We start from the raw sequence: 19,841 nt of genomic DNA, 5'->3' as shown, positions 1-19,841 counted from the left end.
GTCCCCATGCGCAAAGCCGCGCCCACGCTCGTCCTGACCGGCGGTCAGGTCCTCACCGTCGACGGCGACTTCACGGTCACCGAAGGTGTCGCCGTACGGGGCAGGGAGATCCTCGCCACGGGCAGCGACGCCGAGATGCGTGCCCTGGCGGGGCCCGGTACGCGGCTCGTCGAACTCGGCGGCCGGACCGTCCTGCCCGGCCTCAACGACTCCCACCTGCACGGCGCCGCGTACGGCATGACGAAACCGCCGTTCGCGATCGACGTCGGCCACCCCGCCGTGGGCTCGATCGCCGACATCGCCGCCGCGGTGCGACAGGCCGCGGCGGCGGCCTGGCCGGGGGAGTGGATCACCGGTCTGGGCTGGGACCCGGGCTACCTCGCCGAATGCCTGGCCGACCCGCGCCGCTTCCCGCACCGCCGCGACCTGGACGCGGTCGCCCCGCACCACCCGGTGTGCCTCACGGACTTCTCCTCGCACATGGTGTGGGCCAACACCGAGGCCCTGCGCCGGTGCGGCATCGACGCCGGCACCACACCTCCGCCGGGCGGTGTCGTGGACCGCGACGCCGACGGAGAGCCGACCGGCATCCTGCGCGAGGCGGCCCAGCGGCTCGTGCAGGCCGCGCTCCCCGCCCCGACCATCGCCCAGCGCCGCCAGGCCATCCAGGGCGTGGTGCGCGAGCTGCACGCGCGCGGCATCACCAGCTACACCGAACCCGGCCTCGGCCCCGGCGGCACCGGCACCCTCTTCGGCGGCCTGAGCACCGACAACTGGACCGCGTACGCCGAACTCGCGGCGGAAGGCGAACTCCACGCCCGGGTCAGCGTGTTGCTGCTCCCCGCTCCCATGGGCGGCTCCGCCGACGACCTGCGCAAGGGCCTGGAGGAGCTGCACCGCCCCGAGTCCGCCGACCCGCGCCGGCTCCACGCGATCGGCGTCAAGATCTTCGCCGACGGCGTGCCCCCGAACCGCACGGCCTGGATGAACGAGCCCTACCCCGGCGGCGGCCACGGCGCCCTGTGCGTGCACGGCGACACACCGGCCCTCCAGGTGGCGGAGCTGCGCGAGATGATCGGCATCGCGCACCGGGCCGGATTCCAGCTGGGCGTGCACGTCACCGGGGACCGGGCCATCGACACGGTGGTGGAGGCCTTCGTCGCCGCGAACACCGCCGCACCCCGCCCCGACGCCCGGCACTACGTCATCCACGGCGACTTCATCGGCGCCGGCAGCCTGGCGAAGCTGGCCGCGCACGGCTACGGCGTCAACATGAACCCGGCCATCAAATGGACCATCTCCGACCTCATGGACGAGGTCGTCGGCCCCGAGCGGTCCGCCTACCAGTGGCCGGTACGGACCGCGATCGACGCCGGCGTCCGGGTGTGCGCGAGCTCCGACGCGCCGATCACCGAGCCCGACTGGCGGCAGGGCGTGGCCGCGATGCTGCTGCGCGAGTCCAAGGCCAGCGGCCGCACCAGCGGTCCCGAGCAGCGCGTGACACTCGCCGAGGCCCTGCGCGCCTACACCGCCACCCCGGCCTGGCAGGACTTCGCCGACGACTGGAAGGGCACCCTCCAGCCCGGCAAGGCGGCCGACCTGTGCGTCCTGGACCGACCGCTCCTGGACCTCGACCCGCACGAGATCACGGACGTCCAGGTCGACCTCACGGTCTTCGACGGTGCCGTCGTTCACGAACGCTGATCCCGAACACGCAGAAGAGGAGCCACAGTTGGCCCCCAGTACCCCGCCCCGCATGCTGCTCGTCCTCAGCGAGAACTGGACGCTGACCGGCGGCCGGGCCGATCTGCCGACCGCCGTGCGCTGGGCCCGCGAGGCCGAGGACGCCGGCTTCGACGCGGTCATGGTCAGCGAGCACATCGTCCTCGGTCCCGACGCGGCGGCCGCCGGCGTCATGGGCAACCCCCGCGAGTACGCGCTCCCCGGCAACCAGGACCCCTTCACCCCCTGGCCCAACTCCCTGCTCCTGCTTGCCGCCATCGCCTCCGTCACCTCACGGCTGCGCCTCGCCGCGGCCGCCGTCCTCGCCCCGCTGCGGCACCCGCTGCTGCTCGCCCGCGAACTCGGCACCCTCGACCTGATCAGCGAGGGGCGCCTGGTCGTCCAGCCCACGGTCAGCTGGAGCCGGGACGAGTACGACGCGCTGGGGGTGCCGTTCGGCCGGCGCGGACGTCTCCTGGACGAGCACCTGAGCGTCTGGGCCAAGGCGTGGGGCCCCTCCCCGATCTCCCACGACGGCGAGCACTACCCGTTCCGGGACGTGTACTTCGAGCCGAAGGCGTACCGCCCCGACGGCCCGCGCCTGTGGTTCGGCGGCCGGCGGCTGCACGGCCCCGTCCTGCGCCGCCTGGTCCAACACGGCCACGGCTTCCACCCGTTGGGCCGCCCGACCCCGGAGGACCTGCACACCCTCGAGGAGGCCATGGCCGCGGCCGGCCGGGACATCGCCGACCTGGAGATGATCGGCGGCACCGACCCCGTCTTCCCCGACGACCACTCCCCGGCCGACCTCGGCGCGGCCCTCGCCTCCCTACCGGAACAACTGGAGCAGGGCTTCACCACCTTCTGCGTCAAGCCGAACCAGTTCATCGACGAGCCGGACGGCGTCGGGGCGTTCTGCCGCGAGGTCATGCGGAGAGTGGAGCGGTCGACGCGGCCCTGAAGGCACTGCGCCCCTCAGCCGACCGGCTGCGCCGTCAGCCGACGGAATGCACCGAGTCCCGGATCACCAACTGCGTACTCAGCACCACGTGGTTGTCGGAGGCGAGGCCGACCTCCCGCTCCAGGGCGAGACGTACGGCGGTGCGGCCCAGTTCCTCGTAGGGCACGCGGACCGTGGTGAGGGCGGGGGTCAGGTCGGTGGCGAAGGGGACGTCGTCGAAGCCGACCACCGAGACGTCGTGCGGGACGCTCCTGCCCGCCTCGCGCAGGGCGGCCAGCGCCCCCAGCGCGACCATGTCGGACCCCGCGAACACCGCCGTGAACCCGACGCCCGTGCGCAGCGCCTCCCGGGTGCGCAGGTAACCCGACTGCCGGGTGTAGTTCCCGGTCGTGTCCAACTCCTCGTCGTGGGGCGCGCCGTGGGCGCGCAGCGCGTCACGGTAGCCGAGGCGCCGCTGCTCCGCGCTGCTGAAGCCCGCCGCGCCCCCCAGGAAGAGGACCCGCCGGTGGCCGGCCGTGAGCAGATGCGCGGTGGCCTGGAAGGCACCGCCGCGGTTGTCGTAGTCCACGACCGTCGCCGGCACCCCCGCGGGCAGCGGCGGCCGGCCGCACAGCACCAACCGGGAGCCGGCCGAGTCCAGCGCCTTGGCATAGCCGGCCATCCGGCGGTGGTACGCGTCGTCCGTCACGGTGCCGCCGACGAGGACGACCGCCGCCGCGTGCTGCTCGCGCATCAGCTGGACGAGATCGTCCTCCCGCTTGGTGTCGCCCTTGGTGGAGCAGACCAGACTCAGCCGCCCCCGGTTGCCGGCCTCCTCCTCCACGCCCGCCGCCACATGGGCGAGGGAGGGCCCGGTGATGTCGCTCAGGACCAGGGCGATGGGTCCCGCGACCCGGCCGGACAGGGCCTTGGCGTGGACGTTCACGACGTAGTGGAGCGAGTCGACGGCGGCCATGACGCGCTGCCTGGTGTCCTCGGACACCGGGTAGTTGCCCGCCAGTGTCCGGGAAACGGTTGCTACGGAAACACCGGCCTTCGCGGCCACGTCGCGAATCGTGCTGGGCCGGTCGGCCGGCTTCCGCTTCCGCTTGGCCTTCTTCGCCCCGGGCGCGCCGACTGGCGCTGTCTCCTCGTCCGTCACGGCTTCGACGTTACTGCACCGGACGGTTCCCACGAGTCCACCCGATACCGAAACGGGCCGCGAGGGGGAGCAGTAAGCGTTTTCTGAAGAAGTCGGTGGAGGGCTCAGGCACTGTGGGCCAGATCCGCCCTGCGCACTCCGTGGGCGAGCGGCGACCCCGCGCCGAGCAGCGCCAGTTCCTCCACCACCGTGCGCCCCAGCCGCTCCAGCTCGTTGCCCAGCGAGCCGGCGATGTGCGGGGTGAGGAAGACGTTCGGCAGCCGGTACAGGGGCGAGTCGGCGGGCAGCGGCTCGGGTTCCGTCACGTCGAGCACCGCGCCGATCCGCCCGCTCACCAACTCGTCCTGCAGCGCGCCGGGTTCGACGAGCGCGCCCCGGGAGGTGTTGACGAGCACTCCGCCGTCCGGGATCAGCGCGAGCCTCCGGCGGTCGAGCAGGCGGTAGGTCTCGGGAGTGTCGGGCGCGTGCAGGCTCACGATGTCGGAGGTGCGCAGCAGCTCGTCCAGCGGCAGGGTCGCGGCACCGAGCGCGGCCGCCTCGGAGGCGTCGACGTAGGGGTCGTACAGCGACAGCGCGAAGTCGAAGGGCCGGAGCAGTTCCAGGACGCGGCGGCCGACCCTGGACGCCCCGATGATCCCGACCCGTCTGCCGACGTTGCCCACCGCCGCGTAGTCGCCGGGCGCCGGGAAGGCGTGCTCGGCGCGGAACCGCTGCTGGAACCGGAACGCGTCCTTCCCGGACAGCAGGATCGCGGCGAGGGTGTACTCCGCCACCGGCAGGGCGTTGGCGTCGACCGCGCTGGAGACGGCGATCCCGCGCTCCCACACCGCCTCGCCGACCCAGTCGCGCACACTGCCCCCCGCGTGCAGCAGGGCCCGCAGTCCGGGCGCGGCCGCGAGCGCCCGGGCGTCTACGGGAGGGCAGCCCCAACCGGTGATCAGCACCTCCGCCCCCGCCAGGGCCTCCGCCGCCTCGGGATCGCCGAAGTCCCGCACGACCAGGGCGGGATCGATCCGGACCAGGGACCGGAGCCGGGCCATGAGCGGCGGCGGGAAGAGCTCGGGAAGGTGCACCGGGTTCATGGCGAACACGGCGCGAGGCAGCTGCGGCATGGGCAGGGATCTCCGGCTCGAAGGGCGTTGTTTCAGTAAACGTATTCCACGCTAGAGACAGTTCGGCCCGCCGGTCAACGCTCCGCGTCGAACCTGTCTGAGCCCTTCTCGCGCGCCCCTGAATCGAGGAGTATCGAGAAAGCGCAGGTAGATGGGCGCTTCAGGTTACTGCGGGGAAAGCCCGACGAAACATTCGCGCTCCTTCCTCTTGTGGAAAGCAGCTCAGGAGTCCTACCGTCCCACAGCAAACGGTTACACAACATCGAACCGTCCCCCCTCGCTGCCCCTCTCCTTTCAGCCGCCCGCGCCCACACTCCCCACCGCAGGCGCTGCCTCGCCCTTCCCGGAGGACCGATGAGCACCATCCGTACGAGAGCCGTGGCCGGTGCGGCCGCCGCACTCTCCCTCTCCCTCGTCCTGAGCGCCTGCGGTGGCGGCGACGACACCGACTCGGCGGCCGGGACGACCCAGGGCAAGGTGAAGCTGGAGTTCTGGAGCTGGACCGAGGGCATCTCGGACCAGGTCGCGGTGTGGAACAAGGCGCACCCGGAGACTCAGGTGACCTTCGTCAACGCGGCCGGCGACACCGTCTACCAGAAGCTGCGCGCAGCGGTCACCTCGGGCAACGCCCCCTGTCTTTCGAAGATGGACGGGATGAACCTGGCGAACTTCGCCGCGGACGGCCTGCTCACCGACATCTCGAAGGTGGCCGCCCCCTACAAGTCCCGCTACACCACGCCCGCCTGGAACTCCGTGAGCCCCGGGGGCGCCACCTACGGCATCCCCACCGGCTCCTCCCCGCTGTTCACCGCCTACCGCGCGGACCTCTTCGCGAAGTACGGCATCAAGGCGCCCACCACCTGGGACGACGTGATCGCCGCGGGCAGGGCGGTGCAGAAGAAGGACAAGAACGTCAAGATCTTCAACATGGCGGGCGAGGACCCCAGTACCCTGGTCGACCTGTCCTGGCAGGCCGGCGCGCAGTGGTACGGGATCGACGGCGACCACTGGAAGATCGGCTTCACCTCGCCCGAGGCGCTCAAGGCGGCCGACGTCGTCCAGCAGCTGGTCGACGACAACCTGGCCTCCAACGCCTCCTACGCCGACCCCGGCGTCTTCAAGACCTGGGACCTCGGCAGGACCATCATGATGACCACCTCCACCTGGCAACTGCCGATCTACGACACCAACTTCCCCAAGTCCAAGGGCGATTGGCAGCTCGCCGACGCGCCGGTCTTCGACCCCGCGAAACCGCAGACGTCCAGCAACTTCGACGTCACCGCCGTACTGAAGGGCTGCAAGTACCCGGACCGCGCCGCCCAGTTCGCGGCCTGGCTGTCCAGCAGCAAGGAGTCGCTGACCGCGCTCACCGACCCCGCCTCCAAGTCCGGTCTCTTCCCGGCGGTCAAGGACGTCTCGCCGTACGTCGACAAGATCATCCCGACCGGGATGTTCAACGGGAAGTCCGACAGCGCGCGGGTGATCACGACCGCCGCGTCCCGCGTGGGGGAGCAGTGGCAGTACGGGCCCGACTACGCGGCCATGTACTCCGAGATGCAGAAGCAGTGGGGCAAGGTCATGAAGAAGCAGCTCACCGTCAAGGCGATGCTGACGGGTCTTCAGGACTGGGTGCTCGCCGACCTGAAGAACAAGGGCGTCAAGGCCGTCGCGGCCGGCTGACCCATCCGACCGGGAGACTGCCTTGTCCACCCTCACACGACCGCCGAAGACCGTCACCGACCCCCCGGTCCGGCGGACCTCCCCCCGCCGGACCGGGAGCCGCGGAGCCTACAAGGGCCTGCTGTTCCTGTTGCCCTTCCTCCTCGGCTTCGTCCTCACCTACGTCCTGCCGATCGCCTACGCCTTCAGCCAGAGCCTGCACGAGAAGAAGAGCAGCGGCATCGGCTTCGGCCCGACGAGGATCGTCTACACGGGCTTCTCCAACTTCGCCTCGATCCTCGCCGACGGCACCTTCTGGACCGGGATGCTGCGCACGCTGCTGTTCGGCGGCGCTCAGATCACCGTCATGCTCGGCATCTCCCTGCTGCTGGCCCTGCTCCTCGACGGCATCGCCGCCCGCGCGGTCCGCTTCTTCCGCGCGGGACTGCTGATCCCGTACGTCATCCCGGGCGTGGTCTCGACGCTGATCTGGCTGTTCCTCTACAGCCCCACCGCCAGCCCCATCCTCGACATGGCCGACAGCGCGGGACTGCACTTCGACTTCTTCGGCGGCCTCAACACCTATGTCTCGCTCGGGAATCTGCTCACCTGGCAGGGCATCGGCTTCAACATGATCCTGATCTCCGCCTCGCTCCAGGCCCTGCCGCGCGAGCTGTACGAGGCCGCCCGCCTCGACGGTGCCAGGGAGTGGCGGATCGCCTGGTCGGTCAAGATCCCCAACATCACCGGGATCCTGGTGCTGACCGGCATGTTCTCCCTGATCGGCCGCCTCCAGCTGTTCACCGAGCCGCTGTTCCTGCGCTATGTGGCGCCGGAGTCCATCAGCACCGACTTCACCCCGATGCTGGAGATCTTCGACCGGGCCTTCAAGACCGGCGACTACCAGTACGCGGCGGCCGAGTCGCTGGTTCTCGCGGCCGTCACCGGCATCCTCGCCCTCGTCTTCTACCGTGTCACGAACAGGAAGATGTCATGAGCAGCGTCGCCACGGCCGGCCGGCCCACCGAGGCCACCGGCGCCTCCGGGGGCGGTGCCCGCCCCACCCGCCGCGCGGTGGCCCTGACCACCGGCCTCCTGATCGTCTTCCTGCTCTACTCGCTCGCGCCGACCTGGTTCCTGCTGGTGTCGTCCACCAAGAGCCAGACCGACCTGTACTCCACCTTCGGTCTGTGGTTCTCCTCGAACCACCTCGCCGACAACTTCCGGGCCGTCTGGGACTACCACGATGGTGTCTTCGGACGCTGGATCCTCAACTCCGTCCTCTACTCCACGGTCGGCGCCGCCGGTTCGACGCTGATCTCACTCGCCGCCGGCTACGGCCTGTCCAAGTACGGATTCCGGGGCCGCGGCGCTCTGTTCGGGATGATCGTCGGCGCCTCGCTGCTGCCCAGCACCCTGCTGGCCTTCCCGCTGTATCTCGTCTTCGCGGAGATCGGCCTGACCAACACCGTCTGGGCGGTGCTGATCCCGTACTTCATCAACCCCTTCGGCGTCTACCTCGGCAAGGTCTACGCCGACACCTCGGTGCCCACCGAACTGATGGAGGCGGCCCGCATCGACGGCGCGAACGAACTGCGCATCTTCGCGTCGATCGCGCTCCGGCTGATGCGCACGGGCGGCATCACCATCTTCATGCTCGACTTCGTCAACATCTGGAACAACTTCTTCCTCCCCCTCTTCATGCTCAACGGCGAGCGCTCGTTCCCCGTGACCCTGGGCCTCTTCTCCTGGGTGCAGCAGGCGCAGACCTCCCGCGACATGAACACCCTCGTCCTCACCGGATCCCTGCTGTCGATCGTCCCGCTCGCCGTGTTCATGTTCGCGCTCCAGAAGTACTGGCGCAGCGGCATCCTCATGGGCAGCCTCAAGTAAAGGAACGTCATGCCCAACTCCCCAAGACGTCGTGAGGTGTTGAAGTACGCCGGAGCGACGGGTGCCGCCGTGGCCGTGGCCGGACTCCCCTCGCTCCCCGCCGCGGCGGCCGAGGCTGCGGGACGACGCGCGCCCGCCCCGCTGGACATCGTTGTCTTCGGCGACGCCGCCTCCGAGGCCGCCCATGACCTCACCCCGACCCTCTCCGACACGATCACCGGCGGTCTGGGCCAGAGCGCCCGCGTCCTCAACCCCACCGAGCCCGCCTCCTACTGGGGCGGCACGCTGAAGTTCGACGTCGCCGTCCGCCCGACCGGCACCACCTACGTCACCGTCCGGCTGTGGGGCGACGACTACGACGACACCTCCGACGAGGCGGCGTCCGGCACCGACATGTGGCGCCTGCAGCTCTTCTGCGAGGGCAAGCAGGTCGGATACGAGGACCAGGGCGCCGTCGACAGTCTCGACATCCTCGACACCGCGCCGCGCACCCCGGGCCGCTTCTTCTTCCACACGCTGCCGCTGCCGGAGAAGATGACCGCCGGCCGGAAGAAGGTGACGCTGGAGATCCGGGCCATGGGCCGCATCTGGTCCTACGGGCAGGACGCCTCGCAGCTCTACCGCACCATGACCACGCCCTCGCGCGGCATCTACCGTCTCTACACCCACAGCGACCCGTGCTTCGTGCCGCCCCAGGGCGAGGTCCAGGGCACCGCGCCCACCGCGACCCCGCGCAGCGGCGGCGAGGAGGTCCTCGACGCCATCAAGGCGCGGGTCCAGAAGGACCAGCAGGACCTCCTGGCCACCGCCAACCCGGCCACGCTGGACGGCTGGGCCATGCAGTCACTGGCCGAGGGCTACCTGTGGTCCGGCAGCCCCGCCCACCAGAACCCGGCCGCGCTGGACCGGGTCCTCCAGGCCATCGACGGCCGCTACCTGGCCTGGAAGTCCGACGCCACCGTGATGACCGGCTCCGACCAGCAGTGGCAGGGCTTCGGCCGGGTCGGCCTGGTGCTCGCCCTGCTCTGGGAACACCTGGGGGACCGGCTCGACACCCAGGTCACCGGATCGCCGTACACGCTCACCAACCCGGGCTTCGAGAACGGCGCCGGCACGCCCACCGCCTGGCAGATGCCCGGCTGGGCCACCGCGGGCGGCGGCAACTGGACCCGTGACACCACCGTCGCCCGCTCCGGCTCCGCCTCGCTCAAGCTCCAGGTCGGCACCACCACCGGCTACAGCTACGTCAACTCCACCGTGAGGGTGAGGATCGGCTCCGGCACCTACACCTACGGCGCCTGGATCAGGACCGACGGAGTCACCGGCCTCGGCGCCCACATCGACCCGCTGTTCTACGACGCGAACGGCAAGCTCGTCGGCAGCGACCACAAGGTCTACGCGAGCAAGGGCACCCACGACTGGGAGTTCGTGAAGTTCGACTTCGACACCCCGGCCGGCGCGACCCAGATGGAGATGCACCTGCGCCTGTCCGGCCCCGGCACCGCCTGGTTCGACGACGTCACCCTCATCGCCCCCGCCGACACCACCACACCCGTGCCGCCCCTCCGCAGGGATGCCTACGCCGACATGCTCAAGTCGAGCCGCGACTACTGGCGTCAGCACTTCCCGCACTACAGCAACCAGGCCCAGATCTGCGCCATCGGCCTCTACCAGACCAACCGGGGCCTGGGACTCCTCGCCCCCGACCTGGCCCTGCCCGAGGCCAAGGCCCGTGACTACCTGTACCAGTCGATCGGCATGGTCCCCTACCTCGGTCCCGAGGACGCCGATGGCAACCCGACCAAGCCGCTCGGCGACGGCTACTACCAGGTGACCCGCGCCGGCCTCACCCGCGAACTCGGCTATGTCGGCAGCTACGGTGAGGTCATCGACTGGCTGGTCATGATGTACGAGTCGGTCACGCGCGGATACCAGGGACAGGACGCGCCCGAACTGCGCGAGCAGATGGTGCGGATGACCAAGGCGCGGGGCAGCTTCCGGGTCGTCGACGTCGACAAGGACCACCACCGGATCTCCCGCATCGAGACCGTCATCGGCTGGCGCAACGAGGTCTACCCGGGCGAGACCGCGTACGCGTCCCGCACCGCCTGGGACTCCAATCCCGTGATGTCGGCGGCCGTGTTCAAGGACCCCGACATCGTCGGCTGGACCCAGGAGATGGTCGCCGACGGCCAGCTCTACCCGCAGCTGCACCTCCAGGCCACCCACACCTGGACCCGCGTCGGCCTCAACGCCCTGCGGTTCCTCTCCCGCGACTACCCCGCCTTCCTGTCCCTGCCGGCCCGGCCCAGCCGTATCCCCACCGACTGGGACCGGCCCGACTTCGTCCTCACCGACGAGGAGAACGGCTGCGTCGCGGTGAAGAACGGCCGTGAACTCCTCTTCGCCTCCCTCTACTTCCGCTCCCGCCAGGGCGTCAACAACTACGCCCGCGTCCACCACCTCACCCCGGTCGACCAGCGCTCGGCCACCGTCCGCGAGCGGTCCGGCGGTCTCACGGACGACACCTTCACGGCCCGTGACTGGGTCCTGTGGGACTACGCCATCAACGACCCCGGCGCCTCCCACATCCCGCCCGGCGGCTTCCCACCGCCCGGCGACACCCTCCACCAGGCGCTCGAAGGAGACGTCTACCACCTCGCCCCCGTCCCCGCCGACGTCCCCGACCCCACCCTCGGCGTCCACTTCGACGGCGTCGAGACCATGCTCGTCGGCCGCGCCCCTTTCTATCTGTGCGAGTACGGCGACTACCTGATCGCCATGAACACCAGCAACGACAAGACGGTCACCCTCCCCGCCCGCCAGGACTTCGGCCCGGCCCGCGACCTCGCCACCGGCAAGAAGGTCGGCGCGGGGCAGAGGCCGAAGCTGGGCCCGCTCAGCACCCTCGTGCTGTACCGGGGCTGACGCACGACCGGGCCGGTGTGGTGGTACCCGGAGTACTGCCGCACCGGCCCGGTCGTGCCCCCGCTCGACACCCTGCTGTTCACCCTCTGACCGGAGAATCAGTGATGCACGACGAAGAGCACGTGACGGACCGCGTCCCCCTCTTCCATACGGACGTCGGACCGGCCCGCGCTCCCGTCCTGCTGCTGGTGCACGGCTGGGGCGGGGACGGCCGCGAGTGGTCACCGCACGTGGAGGCCCTGGCCGGGCGATTCCGTCTCGTCGTACCGGATCTGCGCGGGCACGGCCGGTCCCCGGTCCCCGACGAGGGCAACACGCCGGCGGCGATGGCCGAAGACCTGGCCGCCCTCGTCGAGGCACTGGCCACCGGTCCGGTGGTCGCCGTGGGGCACTCGATGGGCGGTCAGGTGGTCAACCTGTTGGCCGTACGGCATCCCGCCCGCGTACGTTCGGTGGTGGCCCTCGATCCCGCGCACGGTGCCCACGGCGCCGAGGTGGACGGGATCCCGGCCCGGCTCGCCGCGTACCGGGAACGCGGGGCCCGGGAAGCCGCCGGGTTCGTCGCGGGGGCGTTCGGCGCGGACGCCCCGGCCGGACTGCGCACAGCCCATGTCCGCACCATGCTCGGCACGCCCGACCACGTCATCGCCCAGGCGTACGCAGGGATGTACACCGACCCCGGAGCGGTCGGCGTCCGTGCGCACAGCGAGGCGTACCTCCGCGCGCGCACCCGGCCCGCGCTCACGGTGTGGACCTCGGCGGAGGCCGCCGCGTGGGAACGCGGCACCCTGCATGTGCCCGGGTCCCGCGTGGAGCACTGGCCCGACTCCGGGCACTATCTGCACGAGGAGCACGTCGACCGCACGGTCCGCCTGTTGACCGACTGGGCGGACCGCGCGGCCGACGACTGACCCGCGGTCAGCTCGGCCTGAGGACGACCGCCTGACCGCCCGCCGGGGCCAGCGCCACCGTCAGCGTGCTCTCCGAGGTGAACGTCTGCGTGCTGACCACGACCGGCGTCTGGTACGGCGCGGTGCCCGGGGTGCCGTCCGCGTAGACGGTCGCCGTCCAGGTGCCGCCGCCGAGGAACGTCAGGGGCAACGAGAGGGTCCTGGACGACTCGTTGGTCATGGCGCCCAGGTACCAGGTGTCGCCGCTGCGCCGCGCGACCGCCACGTACTCCCCGATCGACCCCGCAAGGGTCCTGCTCTCGTCCCAGGTCGTGGGAACGGCGTTGAACCAGGGCAGCCCCGGCCAGTTCGCCGGGTTGGCGTACTTGGACGGCTTGTCGTACCAGAACAGGAAGTTGAGGGGCTGGTAGTACACCGCGGCCATCGCCATCTGGTGGGCGTTGGTCGTCTTGTCGCGGGACTGGCCGTAGCAGATGGTGTAGTCGATGGGGCCGCCGATGTTGCGGGCGAAGGGCAGTGTCACGTTGTGCGTGGCGGTCGGGAACTGCTCGTTGCCGCGGACGCCTTCCAGACTGATCCAGTTCGGGTAGGCGCGCTCGAAGCCGAACGGCCGGACGTCGTCGTGCATGTCGATCAGCAGCTCGTACTCGGCCGCGGCCCTCGCCCAGTCGGTGATCTGGTTCGTCATCGTCTGGGTGCCGTCGTTGATGAAGCCGAGCTTGATGCCCCGCACCCCCCAGCTCTTGTAGAGGCCGAAGAGGGAGTCCGCGTCGGTCAGGGCGAGCCGGTTGACGTAGAGGAAGACCCCGATGCCCTTGTCCGTGGCGTACGAGATGACCGCGGGCAGGTCGATCGCGGCGATCGGGCGGGTCGCGTCGGGGGTGGTGAACTCGGGGCCGTACCAGCCCGCGTCGTACTCGATGTACTCCAGACCGCGGGCCGCCGCGAAGTCGACACCCGCCAGGCCGGCGGCGGTGGTGAGCTCGCAGCGGAAGACCTTGCCGGGCCTGATCCACGAGGTGTCGGCAAGGGTGTTGGGCGGAGCCAGGTTGAGTACCAGCTCGGCGTTGTCGACCAGTTCGGCGTGGGTGGAACCGATCACCACCGCACGCCACGGTGTGGCGAACGGGGTCGTGACCGTGCTGGTCGTCTCGACGGGACCGGTACCGCGGGCGGTGTGCTCCATCAGGAACGCGGACAGGGAGTTGGGCTGCCCCGCCACCGAACCGAGCATCAGGCGGGGGAAGTTCAGCCGGGCGGACTCGCAGACGCAGGCGATGAGCCCGTCGCCTAGCGTGGCGGTCAGCGGCAGGTCGGTCAGGGGGCCGTTGTCCGTGCCGGCCGCGCCGGTGACCGGGATGGCCCCGGGCGCGACCGGGAGGTAGGCGTCCTCGTCGCGGGCGCTGTAGACGGTGGTGCCGTCGGGGAAGGCGAACGTGGTCAGTTCGTCGGAGACGGTGACGGTGCCCGGGTCTACCTCCTGCTCGAGCAGGAGGTAGCGCAGCGCGACACCGGACTTGTAGGCGCGGATCTGGACGGCGAACCGGGTTCCCGAGGCGCTGTCCCGCAGTTCCCAGAGCTGCTCCTGGTAGTGGTCGGTGACGGTGGCGTTGCGGCCGTACACCGGGTTCCAGGTGGTGCGGGAGGTGCCGTGCCGATGCCGGACGACCGTCACGTCGTCGCCGAGAACGGTCCCGTCGCCCAGCCGCAGGCCGAGGCCGGACGTGTCGACGACCGTCCTCCCGTCCCGCTCCGCGGACCACCGCAACGCCCCGTCCACCACGGACATCGTGATGGCGTTGCCGCCCAGGCGCGCGGTCGCGCGGACCGGACGCCTGCTCGGGGCCGTCTGCTCCGCCGCGTGGGCAGGCTGCGCCACAGCCCCCGCCGCGGCCAGGCCGACAGTGACGGCGGTGCCCTTGAGGACGCCTCGCCGTGACAGTGCGCCCGGGCCGCCGACTCTTTCGCGCGCGGGCTCTTCCCGGTCCTCTGCGGTTCTCATGGTGGGGAGGCCTCTCTGTTGAGGACGAGGGGTGAGGGGGAGTGGGGGGTGAGGGTTGGGGTTGGGGTTGGAGACATTGGGAGGGAGGGGAGTAAACGTTTTCTGTTCGGGAATGTTGTACGCGTCGGAGGGAGGAGGGTCAAGACCTGGGTAGCCGTGCAGGGCCCACACTGGAACAGCCCGGACCACGCGCCGCCCCGAAGGAGCCCCCATGCGGTACCGCACACTCGGCAGCTCGGACCTGGAGGTCTCGGAGATCTCCCTCGGCTCCTGGCTCACCTACTCCGGCGGCGTCGAGGCCGACGCGACCCGCGCCTGCACCGAGGCGGCCTTCGACGCGGGCATCAACTTCTTCGACACCGCGAACGCGTACGGCAGGGGAGCGGCGGAGACCGCGTGGGGAGAGATCCTCTCGGCCCACCCGCGCGACTCCTACGTCCTGGCCACCAAGGTCTACTTCCCGATGTCGGACGACCCGGCCGACCGGGGTCTGTCCTCGCAGCAGATCGCGCAGCAGATCGACGCCTCCCTCACCCGCCTGAGGACCGACCACGTCGACCTGTACCAGGCCCACCGCTTCGACCCCACCGTGCCGATCGAGGACACCGTGGAGGCGTTCCAGAAGGTGGTCGCACAGGGCAAGGCCCGCTACATCGGCTTCAGCGAGTGGACCCCCGAGCAGATCCAGACGGCGATCGACCTCGCCGGGCCCGGGCTGTTCGTCTCGTCCCAGCCGCAGTACTCCATGCTGTGGCAGGCGCCCGAGGCGGAGGTGTTCGACCTCTGCGCCGCCCACGACATCTCCCAGATCGTCTGGTCCCCGCTCGCCCAGGGCGTCCTGACCGGGAAGTACAAGCCGGGGCAGCCGGTGCCGGAGGGCAGCCGGTTCGCCTCGGCGGACATGGCGGTCTCGCAGGACCTCGTCTACAGCGACGCCATCCTCGAAGGGGTCCAGCGGCTCGTCCCGATCGCCGAGGAGGCCGGTCTGAGCATGCCCACCCTCGCGCTCGCCTGGGTCCTGCGCCGCAGGGAGGTCGCCTCCGCGATCACCGGCGCCTCCCGCCCCGAACAGGTCCACGCCAACGCGGCCGCGGCGGGGGTCGACCTGCCCGAGGACCTGCTCGCCGCCGTCGACCAGGCCCTCGGCGACGTCCCCGTCACCGAACCGACCCTTGCCCCGGGGGTGGAGCCGGGCATCAAGCGCCGCTGAGAAGGGGCCGGGGGTGGGGGCGGGGCTGTTCGACCCCCGCCGCACGGACGGCACGTCCATCCGGGCCCCGTGACGCCGATGGCACGCCCATCAGGCCCCGTCGCACGGACGGCACGCCCATCCGGGCGCTCGCCGCGCTAGGTGGCCGCGTTTCCGTCGGCGACGGCAACCTCGCGGTGCGTGCGGCGGCTGGTGGTCGCAACCTCGCGGTGTCTGTCCCTGCCGGCGGCCGCCGCCCCCGTTGGCGTGCGGCGGGTGGTGGTCGCAACCTCGCGGTGTCTGTCCCCGCCCACGGCCGCCGCCCCCGTTGGCGTACGGCGAGCGGCGGTCACAACCTCGTCGCGATCGGCGGCCCCGACTCCTCGCTCACCCCGACCGGCGGCCCCGACCCCGTCGCCGTCACCCCAGCCGACCGCACCCACCCCAACCTTGCTCACCGCAGCCGGCCATCCACCGCCCCCGCCCCGCCTGCACCCCGCTCACCCCCACCCGCCGACCTCCCGCACCGCACGGCCGGATCTTCTTCCGGCAGGCGGTGGTACAACGAGGTTGTGATCGGCGCTGCGGGCCCAACGTGGGTCCGTCGGAGGGGAGTTGGGCATGGCGGCACAGAACATCGACGACGTCGTGGACGAGCTTGCCGGGATCGTGGGGGAGGCCACGCGCTCCGGTGACCGGCTCGGCTACTTCGCGGCGCTGTACCGACAGGTGACCGTGGAGGTGCGCACGGCCATCCACGCCGGGCTCTTCGACGACGGCCCCCGCATGGACCGTTTCGACACGCACTTCGGCAACCGCTACTTCGAGGCGTACGACACCTGGCGCCGTGACCGCAGCGGACCGCGGTGCTGGCGCGAGGCGTTCGGGCTGCTCGACGACACCGACACCGTGATCGTGCAGCACCTGCTGCTCGGGGTGAACGCCCACATCAACCTCGACCTGGCCGTCGCCGCCGCGCGGACCGCCCCCGGCGCGGACATCCAGGCGCTGCGGGGCGACTTCCTCCTGATCAACGACATCCTCGCCCGCGTGGTCCTGGTGGTGCAGGACTCCGTCGGCGAACTGTCGCCGTTCATGTCGCTGCTGGACAAGGTCGGCGGCCGCACCGACGAGCGGATCCTCGACTTCAGCGTCCGCCAGTCCCGCGAGGAGGCCTGGTACAACGCCGTTCTGCTGGCCGGCCAGAACGACCAGGAGCGCGAGGCCACCCTCGAACGGCTCGACGTCCGAGCCACCGTCCTCGCCCGGTTGACGGCCCGCCCGAGCGGTCTCGTCCGACCGGCCCTGGAACTGATCCGGCGAACCGAGAGCGATGACGTGCCGGCCGTCATCACCCATCTGGACCACGCCATGGACCGGGCCTCCGCGTGACCGCGTGGGCGCTGAGAACCGACGGACCGGTGAAGGGAGAAGTGAAGTGTCCCGTGCGAGCGCGATGAGTTCGGGCCGGGCCGGGAGTCTGTTCCGGTGACCGTCGTACGAAGCGCACCCTGCCCGAGACCCCCGGAGGACACATGACGACCACCCCGGACGACCCGACCCCGCTCCCGACCCCCGCGCTGCCCGGCCGCCCGCCCGTGGTCGACCTGGCCACCTGGCAGCGTGCCCGTGACGAACTGCTGGTCCGCGAGAAGGCCCATACGCGGGAGGGCGACGCCATCGCCGCGGCGCGCCGGCGGCTGCCGATGGTGGAGTTCGACGGCACGATCGAGGTCGTGGGACCAGACGGCCCCGTCCCGTTCCTGGACCTGTTCCAGGGGCGCGACGAGCTCGTGGTCTACAAGCACATGTGGTACGACGGCGCGCCGCACCAGGGCCAGTGCGAGGGCTGCACCACCACGGCCTGGCACCTCAAGGACGCCGTCTACCTCAACGCCCGCGGCGTCTCCTTCGCCGTCCTGACCTCGGGGCAGGCGGACGAGGTGGCGGCCTATGTCGCGTTCATGGGCTACACCCAGCCCTGGTACTCGGTGCGTGACGCGGCCCCGCCGGTCGGCGGCGACATGGGGCACCTCACCGCCTTCCTCCGCGACGGCGACCGCGCGTTCCTCACCTACTCCACGACCGGCCGGGGCAACGAGCGGGTCAACGGGTCCATGGGCCTGCTCGACATGACGCCCTACGGACGCGGCGAGGTGTGGGAGGACAAGCCGGAGGACTGGCCCGAGGGCCTCGCCGCGTGCTGGTCCTGGCGCTCGGACGCCGACGGAAAGCCCACGTGGGGCCCCACCAGCCGCCCCGTACCCCAGTGGACCCGCCCCGACGCCACCCCGGTGGACACCCTCGGCCGCCGGGGCCACCACCACTGACCCCGGATCCGCTGCCACCGAGAAGGGAAGCCGTGCGCCTCACATCCCGGATTTGACCCTCGACCTTGTGCAGGGCCCAGAGTTCCGGATGTGGAGAACGACATGCGCAGCATTGGTGAGACGGCCCGGGACAGCGGGCTCGGTGTGAGCGCCCTGCGGTTCTACGACCGTGCCGGTGTGCTGGTGCCGGCCTGGGTGGATCCGGTCAGCGGATACCGCTGGTACGAGCCCGGCCAGCTGGACGAGGCCCGGCTGCTGGCGCGCCTGCGCAGGGCCGGGATGCCGCTGGCGGACATCCGCCTGGTACTGGCCGGATGGTCCGGCCCGGACACCGGGCTGGTCCGCAAGCTGCTGGACGCGCACCTGGGCCGTCTCGAACAAGGGCTGTCCGACGCCCGCGAGGAGTTCTCCGCGCTCCGTGCCCTGCTCGATCACCGGGAGAACACCATGACCTCGCCCCAGACCGTCGCCGTCCGGCTGTCCCTCGCCGCCCCGGAGCTGGCGGCAGCCTTGGATGCCGTACGTTTCGCCGTGAGCACGGACCGGGAGCTGCCGATGCTCGGCGGAATCCTGTTCGACATCGAGGGGGAGAGCCTCGATGTCGTGGCCACCGACCGTTACCGCATGGCGATCGCGCGGGCCGGCATCGCCGCGCACGAGGGCGGCCGGGTGCAGTTCGTCGTGCCCACCCCGCTCGCCGACGCCATGCGGGCGCTGCTGGACGGCGAGGCAGCGGTGGCGCTGTCCGTCGACGGCGACCGCGTGACCCTGGAGACCGGGGACCGGCAGGCGGCCGGCCCCCGCCTCGGCCACGACTTCCCCGACTACCGGCGACTGGTCCCGCGGACCGCCGGGCGCCGCGTCCTCGTCGAGGCGGCCGCGTTCCGGCGGGAACTGGAGAACGGCCCGGTGCGCTCCGGTGAGGACGGGGCACCAGCGCTCAGCGTGCTCAAGGCTGAGGACGACGGCACGGTGACCCTGCACGCCGACGCCGACGCCGACGGCGACCCGGAGCGGGTGGCGGTCAACCGTGACTTCCTCCTGGACGCGATCGACGCCTTGGCCGCCGGCTCCCACGACCGACTGGCCCTGGAACTCGTCACCCCCACGGTACCGATCACGATCCGCCGCCCCGACGACGAGGAAACCTTCTCGATGCTGATGCCGGTCCGCCTCGACGACGGACTGTGAGGATCTCGGAGTTGCGGGTAGGAGGTCCTCTGTCGGAAGGAGTGGAGTGGAGGACCTCTTGGACTGGAGGTGACCGACACGCTGGACCGGATCAGTGCCTCGGCCACGGATCTCGTCGAGGGCTGCACGGCGGCCGGCGTCCTGGTGCTGCACGACCAGAAGGTGGAGACCCTCACGGCCACCGAACAACTGGTCGTCGACAGTGACCGGCTCCAGGAAGAGCTGGCGGAAGGCCCCTGCTTCGACGCCGCCCGCACCTCCCAGGGCGAACGGACCTTCCGGATCTCCGACCTCACGACGGAGAGCGAACGATGGCCGGTGTTCGCTCCGCGGGCCCGTGCCCTCGGCGTGGGCAGCATGATGGGCTTCCTGCTGTTCACGGAGGACGACGACCTCGGCGCCCTGAACCTCTACTCGCATGAGCCGGGCGCGTTCACCGAGGCCAGTGAGCTGGCCGGCTGGCTGCTCGCCTCGCACGCGGCGGTCGCCCTGTCCGCCGCCCGCACCTACGCCCAGATGGAGCAGGCCGTCGCGACCCGCCATGTGATCGGTGAGGCGATGGGCATCCTCATGGGCAGCCACCGCCTCACCGAGGACCAGGCCTTCGACGTGCTGCGACGCTATTCGGAGGACAACAACGTCAAGCTCCGTGAGGTGGCCCGCCAGGTCTGCGAGAAGGGCACCCTGGACTGACCCGCCGCGGCCTCCCCGGCTCGTTGCTGAACCGGAGAAGCCTGGCCGGGCCGGCTCCCATGGGCGCGCCGCCGCACCCGGCCTGCGCATCAAGTCCCCATCCCGGCGC

15 protein-coding genes are annotated in these 19,841 nt (G+C 71.0%); 12 read left to right on the top strand and 3 right to left on the bottom strand.

The window, feature by feature from the left end; translation table 11 throughout:
* The first annotated feature begins 6 nt into the window (after positions 1-6).
* Together AC2XR2_RS03525 and AC2XR2_RS03520 are read left to right on the top strand one after the other, a co-directional pair.
* On the top strand, positions 7-1,704 hold the full coding sequence (locus tag AC2XR2_RS03525) for an amidohydrolase (protein WP_491514218.1): 1,698 nt from the start codon (positions 7-9) through the stop codon (positions 1,702-1,704).
* 52 nt (positions 1,705-1,756) lie between these two features.
* On the top strand, positions 1,757-2,683 hold the full coding sequence (locus AC2XR2_RS03520; protein ID WP_491518399.1) for a TIGR03619 family F420-dependent LLM class oxidoreductase: 927 nt from the start codon (positions 1,757-1,759) through the stop codon (positions 2,681-2,683).
* 34 nt (positions 2,684-2,717) lie between these two features.
* Here the strand turns inward: AC2XR2_RS03520 and AC2XR2_RS03515 are convergent, their stop codons facing one another.
* Positions 2,718-3,683, bottom strand: coding sequence for a LacI family DNA-binding transcriptional regulator (locus tag AC2XR2_RS03515; RefSeq protein WP_491518398.1), 966 nt, complete (start codon positions 3,681-3,683; stop codon positions 2,718-2,720).
* Between the two features lie 245 nt (positions 3,684-3,928).
* Positions 3,929-4,936, bottom strand: coding sequence for a hydroxyacid dehydrogenase (locus AC2XR2_RS03510; protein WP_491514217.1), 1,008 nt, complete (start codon positions 4,934-4,936; stop codon positions 3,929-3,931).
* A 354-nt stretch (positions 4,937-5,290) separates the two neighbouring features.
* Here AC2XR2_RS03510 and AC2XR2_RS03505 point away from each other — a divergent pair, with 354 nt between their 5' ends.
* From AC2XR2_RS03505 to AC2XR2_RS03485, 5 genes are all read left to right on the top strand, one after another.
* Positions 5,291-6,616 (top strand): ABC transporter substrate-binding protein, encoded by a 1,326-nt coding sequence (locus AC2XR2_RS03505; RefSeq protein ID WP_491514216.1) that lies wholly within the window; start codon positions 5,291-5,293, stop codon positions 6,614-6,616.
* Positions 6,617-6,638: 22 nt separating this feature from the next.
* Entirely contained in the window at positions 6,639-7,592 is a 954-nt protein-coding gene (locus AC2XR2_RS03500; protein WP_381296061.1) for a carbohydrate ABC transporter permease, read from the top strand.
* On the top strand, positions 7,589-8,488 hold the full coding sequence (locus tag AC2XR2_RS03495) for a carbohydrate ABC transporter permease (RefSeq protein ID WP_381296063.1): 900 nt from the start codon (positions 7,589-7,591) through the stop codon (positions 8,486-8,488). The genes AC2XR2_RS03500 and AC2XR2_RS03495 overlap by 4 nt, the downstream gene beginning before the upstream one ends.
* A gap of 9 nt (positions 8,489-8,497) precedes the next feature.
* Positions 8,498-11,416 (top strand): Tat pathway signal sequence domain protein, encoded by a 2,919-nt coding sequence (locus AC2XR2_RS03490; protein WP_491514215.1) that lies wholly within the window; start codon positions 8,498-8,500, stop codon positions 11,414-11,416.
* A 104-nt stretch (positions 11,417-11,520) separates the two neighbouring features.
* The gene (locus AC2XR2_RS03485) at positions 11,521-12,327 is read left to right on the top strand and encodes an alpha/beta fold hydrolase (protein WP_491514214.1); all 807 of its coding nucleotides are present in this window, start codon (positions 11,521-11,523) and stop codon (positions 12,325-12,327) included.
* Positions 12,328-12,334: 7 nt separating this feature from the next.
* Here AC2XR2_RS03485 and AC2XR2_RS03480 read toward each other — a convergent pair whose 3' ends face one another.
* Positions 12,335-14,329 (bottom strand): glycoside hydrolase family 97 protein, encoded by a 1,995-nt coding sequence (locus AC2XR2_RS03480; RefSeq protein WP_491514213.1) that lies wholly within the window; start codon positions 14,327-14,329, stop codon positions 12,335-12,337.
* 211 nt (positions 14,330-14,540) lie between these two features.
* On the opposite strand from AC2XR2_RS03480, the gene AC2XR2_RS03475 reads away from it, so the two are divergent.
* The 5 genes from AC2XR2_RS03475 (at position 14,541) to AC2XR2_RS03455 (ending at position 19,732) form a co-directional block, all read left to right on the top strand.
* The gene (locus AC2XR2_RS03475; protein ID WP_491514212.1) at positions 14,541-15,539 is read left to right on the top strand and encodes an aldo/keto reductase family protein; all 999 of its coding nucleotides are present in this window, start codon (positions 14,541-14,543) and stop codon (positions 15,537-15,539) included.
* Between the two features lie 600 nt (positions 15,540-16,139).
* Positions 16,140-16,910, top strand: a complete 771-nt coding sequence (locus AC2XR2_RS03470; protein ID WP_491514211.1) for a DUF5995 family protein — start codon at positions 16,140-16,142, stop codon at positions 16,908-16,910.
* Between the two features lie 143 nt (positions 16,911-17,053).
* Entirely contained in the window at positions 17,054-17,848 is a 795-nt protein-coding gene (locus tag AC2XR2_RS03465; protein WP_381296074.1) for a DUF899 family protein, read from the top strand.
* 102 nt (positions 17,849-17,950) lie between these two features.
* Entirely contained in the window at positions 17,951-19,039 is a 1,089-nt protein-coding gene (locus tag AC2XR2_RS03460; RefSeq protein ID WP_491514210.1) for a DNA polymerase III subunit beta family protein, read from the top strand.
* A 69-nt stretch (positions 19,040-19,108) separates the two neighbouring features.
* On the top strand, positions 19,109-19,732 hold the full coding sequence (locus AC2XR2_RS03455; protein WP_491514209.1) for a GAF and ANTAR domain-containing protein: 624 nt from the start codon (positions 19,109-19,111) through the stop codon (positions 19,730-19,732).
* Positions 19,733-19,841 lie beyond the last annotated feature (109 nt).

The organism is Streptomyces sp. LS-MS-L19 (assembly GCF_058382285.1).
This window is presented reverse-complemented; position numbering and strand designations above follow the sequence as displayed.

Coding starts and splice junctions, on each gene's coding strand:
- AC2XR2_RS03490 (WP_491514215.1), top strand. CDS start 8,498: ATGCCCAACTCCCCAAGACGTCGTGAGGTGTTGAAGTACGCCGGAGCG.
- AC2XR2_RS03465 (WP_381296074.1), top strand. CDS start 17,054: ATGACGACCACCCCGGACGACCCGACCCCGCTCCCGACCCCCGCGCTG.
- AC2XR2_RS03470 (WP_491514211.1), top strand. CDS start 16,140: ATGGCGGCACAGAACATCGACGACGTCGTGGACGAGCTTGCCGGGATC.
- AC2XR2_RS03480 (WP_491514213.1), bottom strand. CDS start 14,329: ATGAGAACCGCAGAGGACCGGGAAGAGCCCGCGCGCGAAAGAGTCGGC.
- AC2XR2_RS03525 (WP_491514218.1), top strand. CDS start 7: ATGCGCAAAGCCGCGCCCACGCTCGTCCTGACCGGCGGTCAGGTCCTC.
- AC2XR2_RS03475 (WP_491514212.1), top strand. CDS start 14,541: ATGCGGTACCGCACACTCGGCAGCTCGGACCTGGAGGTCTCGGAGATC.
- AC2XR2_RS03510 (WP_491514217.1), bottom strand. CDS start 4,936: ATGCCGCAGCTGCCTCGCGCCGTGTTCGCCATGAACCCGGTGCACCTT.
- AC2XR2_RS03495 (WP_381296063.1), top strand. CDS start 7,589: ATGAGCAGCGTCGCCACGGCCGGCCGGCCCACCGAGGCCACCGGCGCC.
- AC2XR2_RS03505 (WP_491514216.1), top strand. CDS start 5,291: ATGAGCACCATCCGTACGAGAGCCGTGGCCGGTGCGGCCGCCGCACTC.
- AC2XR2_RS03460 (WP_491514210.1), top strand. CDS start 17,951: ATGCGCAGCATTGGTGAGACGGCCCGGGACAGCGGGCTCGGTGTGAGC.
- AC2XR2_RS03485 (WP_491514214.1), top strand. CDS start 11,521: ATGCACGACGAAGAGCACGTGACGGACCGCGTCCCCCTCTTCCATACG.
- AC2XR2_RS03520 (WP_491518399.1), top strand. CDS start 1,757: ATGCTGCTCGTCCTCAGCGAGAACTGGACGCTGACCGGCGGCCGGGCC.